The following is an 18,370-nucleotide window of genomic DNA, read 5'->3' on the forward strand; positions in this document are numbered from 1 at the left end:
ACTAGAACCTTCTGTTCTGTATAAAATCAAACCAATTGTAATTAGTGATTGCCAACAGTTTCCTATCGAACTTCTCGCCTTCCTTCCAGTATTTCTTTACTGTCAACACATCATATAAGCCCTTTAGAGCAATGCAATACGCTCCATTTGCATCAGCATCCTTAGGAAGCTCTGTTCCATCTGCACGAATATAACTATCAGTAGTGAAGAATACTCCTTCTTCGTCCATAACCGGAGATATGATTTTATCATACTCTTTTTCTGTCCCATCATACTTTTCAGACTTACTATTACGAAGCTGAACTGTAAATCTAATAATATCAAACAATTCACCTACAAACTTTTTCTGTATAGGAGATTCCAACTCATTGATATCCCCAATCAAGTTATGACCATCTGCATATTCTATATTCGTATCTTCAAACAATTTCCTTATTCTTGCTTCGATATCTATAATCTCATCTTTCCAGCCATAAGATCCACGTTCCTTTTTAATACGATCACCCTGAATAAATATAGTCCAGCTAGTTTTTGCAAGAGTTGTATGGTGAGTCCTAAAATTGCCATAATCAAATACAATCTCAAACTTATTCCTTGATGCATCATACCTTATACAATCAAGCTTATTGATAAAGTCAAGTCTGGCTTCAGCATTGGAATAGGCCTTGAAGTCAAACACATCCACAAATCCCGTCACAGGGTCTATCTTTGACGTATACGCTGCCGGAACATAGAAGATAATGCCACACTGGCTGCCCAGCTCGCTCAAATTATCAGGTACATATGTGAGCTGATAACCCTTGAGCAATCCTCCAGGTTCATCTACTGCACGACTCTTATCTACCAAATATGCCAGCTTATTTATCAACATGGTCTCAAACTTCTGGTAAACCTGACGTTCAACTTTGAAACGGCCTCTCTTAAATCCGTAATTCAGATCCTCCATGACTATGATCGCATTATACTTCAATACGAGCTTCGATATCTCATGGATAACCTGTGACAGATAACCCTCTTTTATCTCCTTTATCTTTCCTATTTCCTTCCAACTCTTTCTAGCTTCATTTCTGTACTTTTCCTTATTCACAAGTTTACCCTTGTAATCATGTCGTCTAATTACATTTTTAGATGATTCGTAATTTTCAACTATATTAAATGATTTCTGCTCAACAACTCTGCCCCTACTATCAATCACCGATACATATAGAAGATTTCTCTCTCCCCTATCTATTCCGATCACATGGAGATCATCATTTTCTGCTATGAATTTTAAGACTTTTTCATTCACGTTATTCCTGTTATCAGCCTTGAAATTGATAGTAATAGGCAAGTGAATAAAGAACTTATCTTCTGTATATCTACGATTCTTAACTATATCCATGGTGGCTGCGTAGTGTGATACTTTATCCTTATACTTGGAGGCTTCCTCCGAGAGCTGTCCTACTCCACCCTCTAACCAATACTTTACCAGTTCCATGTAACATTGATCAGGCACCGACTCAATGACCTCTATTTCACCTTGACCATTCTCAGTTTTTTCTGTTGTTTTGTATGTTTTATTGACTAGTACCGAGCCCTTCTTATGACCTCTTTTATGCTGAATACTTGACTTTCGGAAGAACAATTCGGCCTCACCATTGAGCTTTATGACAACGTCACTAAGATTCTCCTCACTGAATATATTCTTCAGAAACATTGTATGAAGATTCTGCATTCCCTTACTATTCGGAGCAAAGTCTTTATTATAAATCTGAAATAAATATATCTGACCATCTCGGTCCATCTGGTTAATATCATCTTCGCTAATATAGGACCATTCTATCTTATATCCCTGTCTCTCTACATCCTTGTAAAACGCTGATATATCATTGTATGTTTCTGTAGCGGCAAATTTAAAATTAAAGATCTGGTAGTTTGGATAGGAATCAATGCATTCTTTATAGTAGTCTATCAACTTATGACAAAACTCCAAATCAAAATTCGGCGATGATTTTAGATGTTTATTCTGGTTATATCCATACATTATTTCATCTGGTATTCCATGCGATTTTTTCCAAGCGTTTGAGCTAATAAATACATGTGGCAATGTCTTACTTGCTCCTGGGAGCAGATAATAATTCATCTTCTTATAGTCTGTATCACTTCTACGCCTGTCCTCTCCTGCCATAATATCTTTTGAAGGTTTATTGCCAACATTTAAAATTGCCAGGTAGATCTTTTCATCACGCAAGAGAACAACGACATTGTTGTCAAACTCCTTCGACTTTGACCATCCATTTGCAAGAGTTGGGGAGCCGAAATTTAGCTTTATCTTATCCTGACTATATGGTTTCTGCGTAACGTAATTCCTCACTTTATTATAAAGAGGTACTATATCAGACAAATCGTAATATATCTCATCAAGCTCCGAATAGAACTCCATATCTCTATCAACAAACTCGTCAATCATAAAATCCTTGGCCCAATGATAGATACTCATGTAAGTATCAAGATACTCCTTAATCTCATTTATCATCTGCTCATTCTGAATCATCTTGACTGAATCATCCATGTCAAAGGTTTTATAATTAAAATCAACTAATATCTCTGTTATTCCTGCAACATACTCTGTTGCCTCATGTTCCAGACACATTCCATCCATTTTATAATACATATCCACAAGTTTCTTCAAATCAAGCAGACTACAACTCTTTATTTTTTTAATTTCTGTTTGTATCTTTGCATCTTTTTTGTCATCTTTACCGCGAACAGCGCCAGAAAAATAATTATACATGCTTGAAGCAATCACATCCCACTTATGATCTATGTATTTAGATACGCTTTCAAAAGCTTTAGAGGATACATATATTCTTTCCATATCATATCCCGTAACCTCCTGACTTAAAGTTCTAAGTCGATTAAAAATATCTTTTTCTTCGAGAATAGTACTAAAAGAATTGATCGCATCTATAACCTCCCCATCAGTCTGAAACCCAACGGGAATCTCGAACCCCGATTCCGACCGGCATAAAATCTGTTTGTGTAATCTCTCCATTTTGAACTTTGATCTGGATATCTTTTTGTTCTGGCAGAATTGATTCATATGTTGATTGATGACGCCACATATATTGTTATACCGATCAATATCCTTCTGACATATAAACTCACCGTAACAAGCTCCTGTGAATACATCCTCCAGTGACATATTCTGCAAGTAAGCACTAGCATCTTCCGCAATTTCCGCTACCTCATCACCAGCAATCTCTGCGATTCGATTAAAAGCAGTAATATTCTCCATATGAATTCGTGCATTCTCGTTGACGATTCTATACGGAATTGCTGACGCAATATTCGTATCGCTAAAGATATTTTTTCTGCTGGCCCAGAAATCAATAAAATAACCCGCAAATCCATAAAATACTTTTACAGCCTCTATTCTGGAAGCTGCATCGTCATATTTATCAACGATATACTCTGGCAAGATCTTACTTATCATATCTGCTTTTAGCATATCCTTGTATATAGGATCCGAAGAGAAGATCTTCCCTATTTCTTTACGGATAGACTCCTGTATTTTATCCAATTCCTTGGAAGTTTTATCATTCTTATCCAGCTTTACCTTCTTCATTATATCGAACAGCTGCTCCCAATTTATCCCCTGTAAAGCATCTAGCTTTCTGTCAATGAAGTCACGGTAAAAATCATCCATCATTTCCTTTACGGTATACTGGTTTTCGGCCTTAACCGCATCTTCTGCGATGATTCCATACTCTATTATATGTTTCCTGGTGTACTCACTTCCCACTCTAAGTTCATTTCGTAAAGTTTTACTCACTGAGTTGCCTCCAATGAATGGTGCTAGCGAATTATTTGTATTGTTATTCATCGTTTCTACCTCGCTTTCTCTTAATTTTATTTTTTTGATGTTTATATCGTAACACAGCTTGTGTATAATGTCAATTTAAGTATAAATGTAATTTTTTATTTTTTCAAATAAAAGAAAAACGCGATATATCGCGTCATCTTTTTACATTTATACTATCTACAAAAGTAGAAATTATAATGAGTTTTACCATTCGTGTATCGTACCAAAACTCACAATACATTCTACTTTCATAATTACATATATGTCAATCAATACTTTGCACTATATGTAAATTTTTGACCACCCATTCCAGCACCCCCAAAAAAATCAACAACATTTACTCATGTTGCACCTCCTGTTTTTTTAACAGATCATCCAAGCGCAGTAACATTTTCAACAGATTCCCATTTTCGACCTCCACTGCAATATTTCCATCACAAAAAATACTCCACCTTCTGATGGTGGTGTATTCCACTCGATTTTTCGTATTTACACAACATTTCTATAAACTTCCACAGCATTTTCTCATCTGTTGATGCCAATAGTAAGTCATCTGTATTATCAAACATAAGGTGATATATTTCCTGTCCCACCGCAAGCATTGAATCATCTAATACAGCAAAGTAAACCTCCATATCCACTAAGAAATCAAGAGAATCAGCAACTGCTCTTAGTGCCACCTGCCCATAACCCTTCATTTGTAGCATTGACCACGCAATCAACATCTAACTTCGTTACTCCTGTTTTTACAATATGTATGTGTTCCATATAGGCTGACTTTCCTTACATACTTAAAGTTTCTATCGCGAAAGGTCCACGTGATTAGCTGAATTGATCATTTCCGGTGCCACATTCTCGGTGTTATTTATCTATTGGTCTTGTGAATTTGCACTTCGGATATGCGCTACATCCCCAGAACGCACCATATTTACCATTTCGTTTCACAAGATCACTGCCACAGAACGGACACTTTGTCTTGATATTTTCAATATGCTGTTTCTTTTCAGCGGTGCTCTTATTGGTCAGATTTGTCAGCTTGTCTTTCATCGCCACTATCTCATCATGAGTATACTTAACTGACATACCGTTAAGCTGAGATCGTAATCTATTAAGCATATGTGGTCTACGCACTATTATAACATCCGATGTATCTGGCGGTACTTTCTTCAATGTACACCTCTCAGAAAATACTATGTACGACATAAATTCTGACACTGGCTTTCCCAGATATTCTGCCAACGCCTTTATATGTGTCCTGTTCTGCTTTATTGGATTATAAAACTTATGTTTCTCCCCATTCGGAAAGCTCTGTGTCCAGTTCAACTGATTGCAATCGCCAAATATCCACCCGCTGTAATTCTTACTCTCGATTACAAATATGCCCTTCTCATGTATCATCAACATATCTATTTCCGTAGTCTTGCTGCCTGTCGGAACATAAACATTCTTGAGGACAACAAGATCACCAGCTATGTTGTCATGTGTAAGTGCATATTCTGTTAAATACTCACCGTACTGCCCTACATTTCTGTAATGTAGGAGTGAGGTTATTATGCCTGGCTGCTCGCCTTTTAGTATTTCTAATAATCCCATTTTACCTACAACTCCCTAATTGCATCAGCAGTTAATTCTGCTCTAGAAATACACTTTATCGTTTGCTTATAAATATAACTACTAATAAGAGGCTCACTCACAATAAATATACCTTTAACTTTCCACTCTCTATCATCTAATTTATATACCGCCTTAATATCCGATAAATGATTTTCTATCCACTCAACTCTACGCCGATGTTTTGTAGCAAAACACAATTTATTTTCATTATCCACAAACATTTTCATATATTCTTGTTGTATTTCATATGGATTCCTAGAGAAATGAAAATCTTTTACTTCAGCAGCAATTATCGTATGTTTTTTATCATCAATAATCAAAATATCTATGTCTCCTAAATCATTTCCATTAGGTTGCGATATTTTCTTTCCATTAATCTTTTTAATATTGGCATATAATTCAAACTCATTAAAATCGTTAATAATATTGAAAATCATTTTATTAAATGCTTCTCCTCTATCATAACTTATCTTACCTATTAAAGCCCTTAACTCATCACTTTCCGCCTTAAACTTGCCCGTAATAATCAAATTACTCACATATTCCATCATAAGATAAAGTTGCCTATTTCCCCATATCAACATATTATCTTTTTTCATTACAGGTCTTCTATTAAAAGAATATCTTCTATTAAATCTCCAAGGATACGTTTCCCATGGCTTGTATTTTGATGGTAATTTTAAATAATTATCGCGTGAACTATATGTAATATCCTCTAACACCTTACCTATCAAAACACAGCTTAAGTCTTTGTCTTTAAGCATTAGTTCATGTTTTAGTTTTGTTTCATCAATGCAAATTACATCATTGTTGTTAAACTCAATCATTGCTGTAACAACTTGAACAAACTCAGAATATTTATACCCAAACTCGCACATAAATGCGCTTTCTAAATTAGCATAATAATCTTTTAATTCCAATTTATAATTATGTCTCAATAAGCCTGAAGAATTAAATTTCAACTGTCGACGCCTATAAATATCTCCATATGTATACATCTCTATAAACTCATCCTTTTTTAATCCTATTCTTCGTGACTTTAAAAATTCAATTGGTGTATTAAATATTTTGTAAGTAAATAAATCCCCTTTGTATGCCCATTCTATTATCATGGAACAAATAGCAAGCAACTCTTCATATTGTCCAACCCCTAAGTGCTTATTTCCTTTCGGGGGACATGCTGTAATATATTCCGCAAGAAACTTTAGTGCTACTGACGTTTTATTTAGCTCATTATATTTCTCAATATATCTATCTTCTCTTTCCGGATAACATTCTATTTCCGAGTAAAATCCCCTCTCAGCAACAGATAATTCATATATTGTATACACTGTAGTAATCATCTCTTTATAATAATCATTAATTACACAGTTTATACCTAACTCTTTTTCATCTACTTTTCTATGTCCAAGAGATTTTAGTGTTTCCTCAGTCTCTAACCATATATATTCATTGTATCTTTTCAACATTTTTTCTTTTATTCCAAATGCTACAGACCATTCTACAATTTTATAAAATGAAAACATCGGTAACAATGAAACATTAAGAATAATCAGTTGCCCACTCCGTTCATCAAGCAAAAACGGCTTTGTATAAAATTCTCTATTATCCAAATCCCCTATATCGTGCCCACCAAATTCTATAACAATTTCAGAAATATCAAAAATTCCATCAATAAAATTAATCACTTTGTCTACCGGCAATTTTATAAGTTCTGCATAATCTGATACTATATCTGATGCTGGCAAAATAATGCGCTTCCCCTCATCATATTTAATATCTGCAAGACTAATAAACAGTTTATTTGCTATTTCTTCTGATATCCCCAAAACAAACGATAATAACATGTAACTTTTTATCAAGAATTCATTCGGATAATCATTTTTATATTGAAATAATATTCTAATCAAAACTTGTAAATTATAAGCAGGTGTATTATCAATTCCATTGAACACTCTGTAGTTATTTCCTCCAAACATTATATTTTGTATAAACGTGTTCTCACAAGGATCAATACTAGCACTCAAAAATGTATCGTTTAATTCATTTATTATATTTCTAAATTTACCTGAACTCATTTTAGCAGTTGATGTATATATTATCTTTTCACGTTCAATAATATATTGCTGTAATGCATCTAGCAAAACTGATTTATTCTGATTTTCTGGTATTAAATTCAACCCTGCTACTCTAGAAATAAAATCATAAACATCATAATTTGAAACAATATCTACCAATTTACTTATAGTATCTTTAGTTAGGTCATTCTCATAGTTTATATCCATTAAATCCCATCTCCTCATATAAATAAAACATATCATTTACTCACATCGTATTTATTGTTTTTCTCCTCCGCAACCATACCAATCTCGCCGCGTCTCTCACCATACACAACCTTCTGCGTACCACCTATACTCATAGCTCCACCGACACCATAATACTTCTCAAAGAACTGTTTCAATTTTTCTATGACCGCCTGTTTCTTCTTGTCACGTCCACTTCCACCAAATCTTGAAACTGGTGGCATAAGCTTGTCTATGTCAGTTCCGGCTGTTCTGATTTCTCCATCGCGGAATGCATTTTCTATATAACGTCTCGTGTTCTCTGGATTCAAGCGCTCCTCGGATATGAGCTGAGCAAGATCATTTTCACGCTGCTCTACAACAAACTCCCGCCATTCAGCCATTACATCCTCTACATCATTGATTCCTGCAATGAAACTTTCTATCAATGCTTTCTTGCTGCGGAGTTCTGGACTCGCCTCTACTGCTCGCTTAATAGTTATGAGGACTTCCTTATCCTCACAATGTGTATCATGATATTTTTTGACAAGCATGAGTATATAATCTATGTTGATTTCTATTTGCTTTATAAGCTCAACCTCAAATACAATGTCGTCCGTTATATCTGTACTTTCATTATTCTCTCTCTTGCGTCTCCATTCATCGCGCAAATCCTGATAACGTCCAAGATAATCCTGCAAATCACGTTCAGAAATAAGTTCATTTCCTTTGTATTCATCAAATGACAACAGAAGATTTCTCATTCTCAGGAATGCACCAAATAACGCAATAAAGGCTTTCTGATTCTGCTCACCTATTATTTGTGGATCCATAAGTGGGAATTTCTCCTTAAGCTCCTCTACCATATCTACATATCCTGGCATATGCTCGCCATCAACCGACTCATAGCCGTAATAATAATCTTTGAAACTCTGGAGAAGAACTATCCCACCTGCATTTTTATCACCAAACAGTGATATTGCGCTGTCCACTCTCTTCTGAAGATTTCTAAAGCAAACGATATTTCCAAATGTCTTTATAGAATTTAATATACGATTTGTTCTGCTGAATGCCTGGATCAAACCATGCATCTTCAGATTTTTATCAACCCATAAGGTATTCAGTGTTGTTGCGTCAAATCCCGTCAGGAACATATTTACAACAATCAACAAATCTATCTCCTTATTCTTCATTCTAAGCGATACATCCTTATAATAATTCTGGAATCTATCACCGTCGGTTGAATAATTTGTATGGAACATCTTATTATAGTCATCTATTGCCCCATCCAAGAAGTCCCTTGCGGTCTGATCAAGTGCCGTAGTATCCTCTGGATTCTCCTCGTCAAGCAGGCCATCCACTTCCTCTTCATTTGCCGCGTAGCTGAAGATTGTAGCAATACGCAAATGCTTTGTCGGATCAAGTTCCATCTGGCGTTTGAACTCCTGATAATACAGTTTTGCCATGGGAACAGAGGCTACTGCAAATATGGAATTAAATCCACTAAGTCTCTGTGACCTTTTTATTTCTTCAACTGCGCCTCGCTCAGCAGACGCAACCTCCTGTATATTCGTCAGAGTATTGTATATGTATGTCTTATCTCCCCTATAGGTCTTCTGATCAAAATGATCTAATATATACTTCGTCACCAACTCTATTCTCTTCGGCGCCATCATGGCTTTTTCACGGTTGATATCCCATACCATCTCATCTGTGATTTCTTCATCCACATCCATTGTCTTTATATAATCAACTCTGAACGGCAACACATTATTGTCATTGATAGCATCAACTATAGTGTAGGCATGCAACTGATCTCCAAATGTCTGAGCAGTTGTAAAAAACTCTGGATTCTTTGCTTTTCCTGAATTAACAGAAAATATCGGCGTACCTGTAAATCCAAATAGATGATATTTTCTGAAATTTTTAACTATTGCTGTATGCATATCGCCGAACTGGCTTCTATGACATTCATCAAATATGATAACCACATGCTTCTCATAAACTTCATGTCCGGGATTTTTCTTGATAAATGTCGCCAGTTTCTGAATAGTCGTGATTATTATGTGCGCATTATTATCCTCAAGCTGTCTTTTCAGGATACGTGTAGAACTGTTACTATTTGCAGCTCCCTTCTCGAATCTGTCGTACTCCTTCATAGTCTGGTAATCCAGATCCTTACGGTCAACGACAAATAAAACCTTATCTATATACGAAAGCTGTGACGCCAATCTTGCAGTCTTAAAGGATGTAAGTGTTTTTCCCGATCCCGTGGTATGCCAAATATATCCTCCGCCAGCTACACTTCCATACTTTTTATAATTATTGGCTATCTCTATTCGGTTCAATATTCTCTCTGTCGCCGTTATCTGATACGGACGCATTACCATGAGTATATTTTCAGATGTGAATATGCAATACTTTGTGAGTATGTTAAGCAACGTATGCTTTGCAAAGAAAGTCTTTGTAAAATCAACCAGATCCGGGATCACTTTGTTATTTGCATCTGCCCAAAAGCAGGTAAATTCAAAGCTATTACTTGTTTTTCCACGTTTCGTATTGCCAGCTTTAGCATCCCTTATAGCATTATCTCGCGTGCTATTCGAATAATATTTGGTATTTGTTCCGTTTGAAATTACAAAGATCTGGACATACTCAAAAAGCCCACTGCCTGCCCAGAAAGAATCTCTCTTATATCGATTGATCTGATTGAATGCCTCTCTTATCTGAACGCCCCTTCGTTTAAGCTCAACATGAACAAGTGGCAGTCCATTGACAAGAACTGTCACATCATATCTGTTATCATGTTTTGCCCCATCCTGAAGCCCCATCACATACTGATTTATAACCTGTAACCTATTATTGTGGATATTGGTCTTGTCTATAAGCGAAATATTCTTGGTTGAGCCGTCATCCCGCTTAAGAACCTTTCTGTAATCCTCCTGAATATTACGTGTCTTATCCTGCAAACTAAAGTTTGGATTTGTAATATCATTATTGAAGAAATATGTCCACTCTTTATCTGTGAACTCATAATTGTTGAGTTCCTGCAGCCTCTCACGAAGATTACTTATCATATCCCGCTCGGTATGTAATGGCAGATATTCATACCCCTGCTCGCAGAGCATCCTTATAAACTCCTGCTCCAACTCTGCCTCGCTCTGATAACTATCAGAACGTCTTTTTACCGGTTCATATTCTGTAACAACTGTATTCTCCGATGTCTCCGCTACTATGTTAAAATATGACACTCCGTATCCCCCTTTGCCTCATCTTTAAGTACTTCATCTATGATTTTTAGTTCATCTTTATCAAACTTGTGATTTGAAAATATCTTTTTATCTGTAGTACAACACATTGCCGTAAATATATGTTTTCTCCATTCGTCTGTTATCTCAAATAAACAATTCTTCGGATACTTGTCCTTATTTTCTCCACCAAACATAATCAAACATAAGCTGGCTGTAATTGGAAATATGATCTCATCGTTTTGAACAACCTCGCCTTTCATCAGACATTCTTTATTTGAATTCCTTATGTATACTGGATTATCTGATGTTATCAATCTTGACTTATTATCAACACCTATCATAAATGACATGCCAACCATAGGTCTAATAATTGAACCAAGTATTTCAAATTGGTTATCGCTTATTCCAACAAATTTTTTATTGTTATCTACATACTTCTCATCATTCCTACAATAAGTATCTATAAAGGATAAACACTGAATGCGAACAATATTCTTTAACTGCTCCTCACTTTTATCATTCTTCCATACCTCTTTAGCCACTTTTAATGCCAAATTCAAAATAGTCGGAGTTCTGAGTAGTTGTATTGTCATATATCCCATTAAATGTAGCTTCTCGTCATATGTTAGAAAACTCTTAATTTTGTAGTTATCTTTGACAAATGCTTTCTTTTCAATATTTGTCCTAAGTTCTGCATACCTTCTTTCTAATCTACTAAAACGATTCTCCAACCGATTATCATAGACTATTTCGCCACTCTTACCCATAACCTCATACAAGTTCCTTTCAAAACAAACCGAATATATTGGTACCGCTATATTGCTTTGTGTTCTTTCTTGTAAGTCATAATAAAACACACAATATTTAATTTTTGAGCTTTTACTATTTTCACTACATTTGTTTAAGTATTGTGGTGCAAAGCCTCTCAAATACACCTGTGGAACATAATGCTGCTTCCTTGTCCTATTAGAACCATTGGGCATATATCACAACTCCTTAAATGATAAAAGCTTGTCTCTGTAATATTCATATTGTTTCTGACGTTTCTCTATTTCTGCTGGGATTCCTGACTGCAAGTCATTACAAATGTTTTCAAACTTATCAAGTATTTCTATAATCCTCTTTTGCTCTTCTATAGAAGGTACACATATTTTCGCCTTACTAATATTATCATTGTACAATCTAGCTATTGTTCCTCCTGTTGAAACAGTCCAAGGCTGTAATTGATAACAATACAGTAGGTACTTGTTTAAAACTATACTCTCGTCATTGTCAATCCAAACTATATTAGAATCTTGATAATAAGCATCTTCTCCATCATATACAATAGTTCTTCCAATTGTCCCTGATGCAGATATTAATATGTCCCCTTTCTTTGGATAAGAATATAGTCTTCTATACTCTTCATATTTACTTCTGGATATAAACGAATCAGCTTTTTTCCCAAATGTACCTATTTTATAAAATGGAACCTCACCACTAGGACTGGTTTCCGCCTTCAAAATTCGCTTACACATTGAAACCTTTCCAATAGTGCCTAATTCCACCTGGACATAACCAAATACATACTGTAAAAGCTTAATTATGCTCTGTCTGTCTGTCTGTCTGTCTGTCTGTCTGTCTGTCTGTCTGTCTGTCTGTCTGTCTGTCTGTCTGTCTGTTAGGATTGTCTTTCCGGTCTCTACAAATGTCAACAGTACATCTCTATAATATTCATATTGCTTCTTCCGAGCCTCAATTTCAGCCGGCAATCCAATATTCAAATCAGAACAAATCGTTTCAAAATTATCTAATACATCAACAATTTTTTTCTGAATAGGCAATGCTGGAACGGGTATCTCTACTTGTTTTACCATCGGAGCTGTAAGCTGTGTAATTCCTGTTTTGGGTACATTATATTGTTTTCCCTGAAGGCAATAATATAAATATTTTGTATCAAGTTCATCCTTATCATTTGGTATCAATGACAACAAACGAATAATAGGAAAATACGGATAATCTCTATATTCTGCATATCCAATAGTACCTCTTGCAGCAACAGTAACTGCTGGTTCTTTTATTTTAGCTTTGTTTGTATAACCATATAATGCATTTTCCCCAACTCCGTTACTAATAATTGGAATAGTATACTCGTCTGTCTTTTCCTTTGACATTACATCTTTAGGTGCATCCCCCCCTGCGAATACTTTACATAATTGTTCAATCTTTTTTATGGATATGTTGGAGTCTCTAGTAAGTAGGATATTTCGATAATATTCATACTGTTTTTTTCTGGCTATAAACTCAGCTGTAAGCTTAACTACTAATTCGTCTGTAAGTATTGTGTAAGAGTTCAAAATACGGACTATTTCACGTTGTACCTCCATTGGGGGCAACGGAATAGTAATTTTTCCAATATCATCTTTATTTATTTTTATTGGAACAGCATTAATCAAAGTTCTTTTTCGCAATTCTTTTCTGCCATGCAAACTTTCCAAAGCATATTTTAAAAATTTACTATCAATATAATCGATACTAGGACGAATCAATGCAAGCGAAACATAATAAGCAAGCGGTTCATCACGATCAATGACTGTGCATACTCCAATTGAACCTATTCTAGTCATTAATACATCACCTATTCTTGGCTTTACTTTATATTTTTCAAAATCGTCTTTAGATATATATTTCTTAGTATCATATGGAGACTTAATATTTTCCACACTAATAAACTTTACTCCATGTTCAGTATACTTTGGCGTTGTATGTGTTCCATCATATATAGCACAAATCTTATTAAGTTTCACATATGGCACTCCATCAGGGCATAACTCAGCAATTAATTCATCTAACTTACTCATACGCCCTCCTCAATTTCTGCAATAATCTTATCAATTTCATCACGAAGCACCTGTTCACGAGCAACGATCTCTTTAATCTCCGCATTGAGCTTTACAATATCAATCTTCTCCCTCGTATCCTCAGCCTCAACATATGTTGACACAGACAAATTATAGTCATTTGTAGATACCTCTTCATATGTAGCCAGATGTGCAAAATGCTGAATATCTTCACGTTTTGTAAATGTTTCTACAATTTTATCTATATTCTCCGGTGTCAGTTTATTGTTGTTTGTAACCTTGACACACTCCTTGGTTGCATCTATAAACAAAGTCTTATTGTCTGTCTTATTCTTCTTCATAACCATAATGCACGTTGCTATTGAAGTTCCAAAGAACAGATTGCTTGGCAACTGTATGATGCAATCCACATAGTTATTATCTACAAGATATTTTCTGATCTTCTGCTCTGCGCCGCCACGATACATAATGCCAGGAAAGCATACTATCGCTGCAGTTCCATTTGACGCAAGCCATGCCAAACTATGCATTATAAATGCCATATCTGCCTTGCTCTTAGGCGCCAATACGCCCGCTGGAGAAAATCTTGGATCATTTATAAGAAGTGGATTCTCGTCTCCAGCCCATTTTATTGAATACGGTGGATTAGACACTATAAGTTCAAATGGCTCATCATCCCAATGTTGCGGACTGGTAAGTGTATCCTCGCAGGCTATATCAAACTTATCAAATCCAACATCATGAAGGAACATATTTATACGGCACAGGTTATATGTAGTTATATTTATTTCCTGTCCGTAGAATCCATTTCTGATTGCATCCCTGCCAAGAACTTTTTCCGCCTTAAGCAGCAATGAACCAGATCCGCAAGCAGGATCATATACCTTATTTATTTCGGTCTTGCCTACTGTTCCAAGCCTTGTAAGAAGTTCAGACACATCCGCAGGCGTGAAGAACTCACCGCCAGATTTACCTGCATTCGACGCATACATAGTCATGAGATACTCATACGCATCGCCAAATGCATCTATAGAATGATCTTTCACATCGCCAAGATTCATATCTCCCACTCCATCGAGGAGCTTTACAAGTTTCTCATTTCTCTTGGCAACAGTAGAACCAAGCTTATTACTATTAACATCGAAATCATCAAAGAGTCCTGCAAAATCATTCTCTGCCTCACTGCCCTTTGCTGAATCCTCTATATGCCTGAATACGTTTTCAAGTGTCTCATTCAGATTTTCGTCTTCCGCTGCCCTTGCTCTGACATTGCAGAACAGCTCACTTGGAAGTATGAAGAATCCCTTTTCTTCTACCAAACCTTCTCTAGCCTCTTCTGCATCTTCATCAGGCATCACAGCAAAATCAAAGTCTGCATTACCAGCCTTTGCCTCGCCCTCATTTATGTAATTACAAAGGTTTTCAGAAATATATCTATAGAACATCGTTCCTAATACATAATTCTTGAAATCCCATCCGTCCACAGCTCCACGTAATTCATCTGCTATCGCCCAGATGGCGCGATGAAGTTCATCTCGTTCCTGTTCTTTTTTGGTGTCTATCATCTAATCTCTCCTGCGTTTTATCTTTTTATATTAAATATCACATGTTATACGCGTTACTACCTTTTTTGAAATAGTAAGAACTGCCATATATGCCACTAATATAATTCCAATTAGAATTTTATTAAATTCGGCTTTCGACATCAATACCAATAACCCATTATGTACTAAATAAAACAAGAGAAATAACATACTACCTACTGCTGGTGAACTTCTTCTTTTATAAAATATCCCTACAACCATATATGTAATTAGCACAAGCGCTGCCCCTATTATCATGTTGAAAAAAACTGGACCAAATGGTACTTCTATGGCTGCATTTTCAAATGGGTTTGATACAAAAAACTGTCTAATTATCACACTCACTGTATGAACCAAATAATACATTTTTACCTCCTTTATGATTTATATAAAATACAAGCTTTTATTACAGTTTATATTTTAGTTTTACAAATGTTATAGTTTTTATGTCCTTTCGTTTTGCATACACCTTTTTATATTTTACAATATATCTTTCTATATGTAAAACTGCTCTTCCTCTTTTTTCCGACTACTTATGCCATTGTTTCCACATAATTAACAATCTTAACCATCCTTTTACCATACCGCCTTCTAAAAAACCTTTTATACAATTCTACTCCATTTGCTGTACTATTTTTTTCTCACCAGGCAAAGCAAAAAGGACAGCCACCATTCTGGTGATCTGCCCTTGTCTTTTTCATTATCCTATTTTATCCAGCCCCACCCCAATCTTCAAGTTCCTCTCCGTCTCCACCCTATCAAACTTAACCACATAGCACCCTATATCTCCCCTGATACCGGTTATAGTGCCCTCGCCGAACACCTTATGTCTCACCCGGTCGCCGGGCTTTAGCTCGGTGTCCAGCGGCATATATCGGCTTTCATTTGCGGCTATGTAGCTCTTCGTGTCGTCCACTAGGCGCTGCGGGAGCTCGTTCACGTAGTCGATTGCTTCCCGGTCTATGTTGAAGATGAACCGGGACGGGTATCTGAAAGAATCATCGTAGTTCAGCCCCTCGGCATCGCTGATGTACAGACCGCACTCCGCTCTGGTACATGCCACGTATGCCATGCGTCGCTCCTCCTCGAGCATCGCCTCAGTGTCCACGTGCTTGCTTGGGAATATGCCTTCATTTACACCGCACACGAACACATATGGGAACTCCAGGCCCTTTGCGGTGTGTATGGTCATCATCGTCACAGAATCCTTATCCTTCTCCCTGTCATTGTTCGTGTAGAGAGCTATGCTCTGCAGATATTCCTCCAGCGTATTCTCCTCACCGGAGGTCTTCTCATATTCGTCTATCGACTGCTTCAGCTCTGCCAGGTTGTCCAGCCTTTCCTGTTCGCCCGCCTGTCTGAGCATCGCCTCGTAGCCCGTGGCGGCCATGAGCTCCGTCACAAGATCAGACAGACTTTTCTCCTTGTATGTCTTCCTGAAATTTTCTATGATACCGACAAAGGCTGAAGCACCTGTCGACTTAACAGTCTTCTCCTCCAGAAGATCCTGAAGACCGCTGTACAGTGAGCATCTGTGAGTCTCACAGTACGACTTCAGCATCGACATTCTCTTTTTGCCAAAGTTCCGCTTTGGTTCATTTATCACCCTGCGGAATGACAGATCATCCGCGTATGCCACCATCCTGAGATATGCCAGCACATCCTTTATCTCCTTGCGTTTGTAGAACTCCGTTCCGCTGTAGAGGATATATGGAATTTTTGTCTTGATAAATGCTTCCTCTATGCTTCTCGATACGAAATGTGATCTGTACAAAACGGCTATGTCACTGTACTTTGTGCCCGCCTCAACCAGTCTTTTTATCTCATTTGTCACCCACTGGGCTTCATCCCCGGTGGTCCTGGAATGTACGTACAGAGGGCGCGCCTCTGACGGCTTCACAGCCACAAGCCTGTGGGGCAGTCTGTTCTTGTTCTTCTCGATCAGAGAGTTGGACACCGCCAGTATGTCAGGAGTTGAACGATAATTCGTGTCGAGGAATATGGTCTGCGTGTTCTCATGGTTCTTGTCGAATTCCAATATGTACTCTATCCTTGCCCCGCGCCATGTATATATGGTCTGATCCGGATCACCCACGATGAACAGATTCCTGTGATAACCGCTGAGTATCTCCGCCAGCGCATACTGGTTGCCGCTGACATCCTGAAACTCGTCCACCATGACATACATCATGCGTTCCTGCCATTTGCGGCATTTCTCCGCATCGGTTCTGAGGATGTGGAGCGCAATGGTTATGAGATCATCATAGTCAAGTCCATACACCTTCTTCTGTTCGTACAGGTATCCCAGAAATACTTTTTCTGGTATGTCTGAGGCGTTCTCATAATCTGCCAACAGTCTGTCATTGCTTATGTCCGCCATATATGCAATGTGCTGCATCTCGTTCTTCATCGCCGATATGTGATCCCTCGCCATGTCAAATGTATATGTTCTCGACTGTATATGGGCATTCTCGTACACAGTTTTGAGTATCTCCTCCGTGTCCTCGCTGTCCATCACCACGAAGTTCTGAGGATAATTGATGGCATGGATATCCTCCCTCAGAAGCTTCACACAGAAGCCGTGAAATGTGCAGATGTATCCCGTATCACTGTCCCCGATCATCTGTCTGATACGCTTGCTCATCTCCCTCGCCGCTTTATTTGTAAATGTGACACACAGTATATTCGATGTGGATATTCCAAGCTCGTCCACCAGATACGCATACCTGTATGTGAGCGCCTTTGTCTTGCCGGTTCCCGCTCCCGCAATTATGCGCACATACCCTTCTGTGGTGGTCACTGCCTCCTTTTGCTGTTCATTCAGTTCATCTATAAAATTATCCATACAGTCCTCCATATATTCACAAACATATGTTCAGTATAGCAGATTATATCTTTCCTGTCACTACACTCATGGTTTTACACCAGAACGATCTTCACATAAAAAACAGGACAG

Annotated in this window: 10 protein-coding genes; all 10 read right to left on the reverse strand. The window is 37.2% G+C overall.

Going from position 1 to position 18,370, the window contains the following annotated elements; genetic code table 11:
- Position 1: 1 nt before the first annotated feature.
- Positions 2-3,865 (reverse strand): type V CRISPR-associated protein Cas12a/Cpf1, encoded by a 3,864-nt coding sequence (gene cas12a / locus GT575_RS08170; protein ID WP_161171849.1) that lies wholly within the window; start codon positions 3,863-3,865, stop codon positions 2-4.
- Positions 3,866-4,278: 413 nt separating this feature from the next.
- Positions 4,279-4,569 carry a hypothetical protein gene (locus tag GT575_RS08175; RefSeq protein WP_161171850.1) on the reverse strand — a complete coding sequence of 97 codons (291 nt, stop codon included), beginning with the start codon at positions 4,567-4,569 and terminating at the stop codon, positions 4,279-4,281.
- Between the two features lie 136 nt (positions 4,570-4,705).
- Positions 4,706-5,437 carry a nuclease-related domain-containing protein gene (locus tag GT575_RS08180; RefSeq protein WP_161171851.1) on the reverse strand — a complete coding sequence of 244 codons (732 nt, stop codon included), beginning with the start codon at positions 5,435-5,437 and terminating at the stop codon, positions 4,706-4,708.
- A gap of 5 nt (positions 5,438-5,442) precedes the next feature.
- Complete coding sequence (locus tag GT575_RS08185) at positions 5,443-7,743, reverse strand: hypothetical protein (RefSeq protein ID WP_161171852.1); 2,301 nt, start codon at positions 7,741-7,743, stop codon at positions 5,443-5,445.
- Between the two features lie 32 nt (positions 7,744-7,775).
- On the reverse strand, positions 7,776-10,991 hold the full coding sequence (locus GT575_RS08190; RefSeq protein WP_161171853.1) for a type I restriction endonuclease subunit R: 3,216 nt from the start codon (positions 10,989-10,991) through the stop codon (positions 7,776-7,778).
- The gene (locus GT575_RS08195; protein WP_161171854.1) at positions 10,973-11,974 is read right to left on the reverse strand and encodes a DUF4238 domain-containing protein; all 1,002 of its coding nucleotides are present in this window, start codon (positions 11,972-11,974) and stop codon (positions 10,973-10,975) included. Before GT575_RS08195 ends, GT575_RS08190 begins: the two co-directional genes overlap by 19 nt.
- Before the next feature lie 3 nt (positions 11,975-11,977).
- Complete coding sequence (locus GT575_RS14920; protein WP_192935006.1) at positions 11,978-13,831, reverse strand: restriction endonuclease subunit S; 1,854 nt, start codon at positions 13,829-13,831, stop codon at positions 11,978-11,980.
- A complete protein-coding gene (locus tag GT575_RS08210) occupies positions 13,828-15,396 on the reverse strand; it encodes a type I restriction-modification system subunit M (RefSeq protein ID WP_161171855.1) in 1,569 nt (522 codons plus the stop codon). Before GT575_RS08210 ends, GT575_RS14920 begins: the two co-directional genes overlap by 4 nt.
- 30 nt (positions 15,397-15,426) lie before the next feature.
- Complete coding sequence (locus GT575_RS08215; protein WP_055224198.1) at positions 15,427-15,780, reverse strand: hypothetical protein; 354 nt, start codon at positions 15,778-15,780, stop codon at positions 15,427-15,429.
- A 334-nt stretch (positions 15,781-16,114) separates the two neighbouring features.
- Complete coding sequence (locus GT575_RS08220; protein ID WP_161171856.1) at positions 16,115-18,259, reverse strand: ATP-dependent helicase; 2,145 nt, start codon at positions 18,257-18,259, stop codon at positions 16,115-16,117.
- Positions 18,260-18,370: the final 111 nt, after the last annotated feature.

This window comes from Coprococcus sp. BIOML-A2, from assembly GCF_009875795.1.
GTDB lineage: Bacteria > Bacillota > Clostridia > Lachnospirales > Lachnospiraceae > Coprococcus > Coprococcus aceti.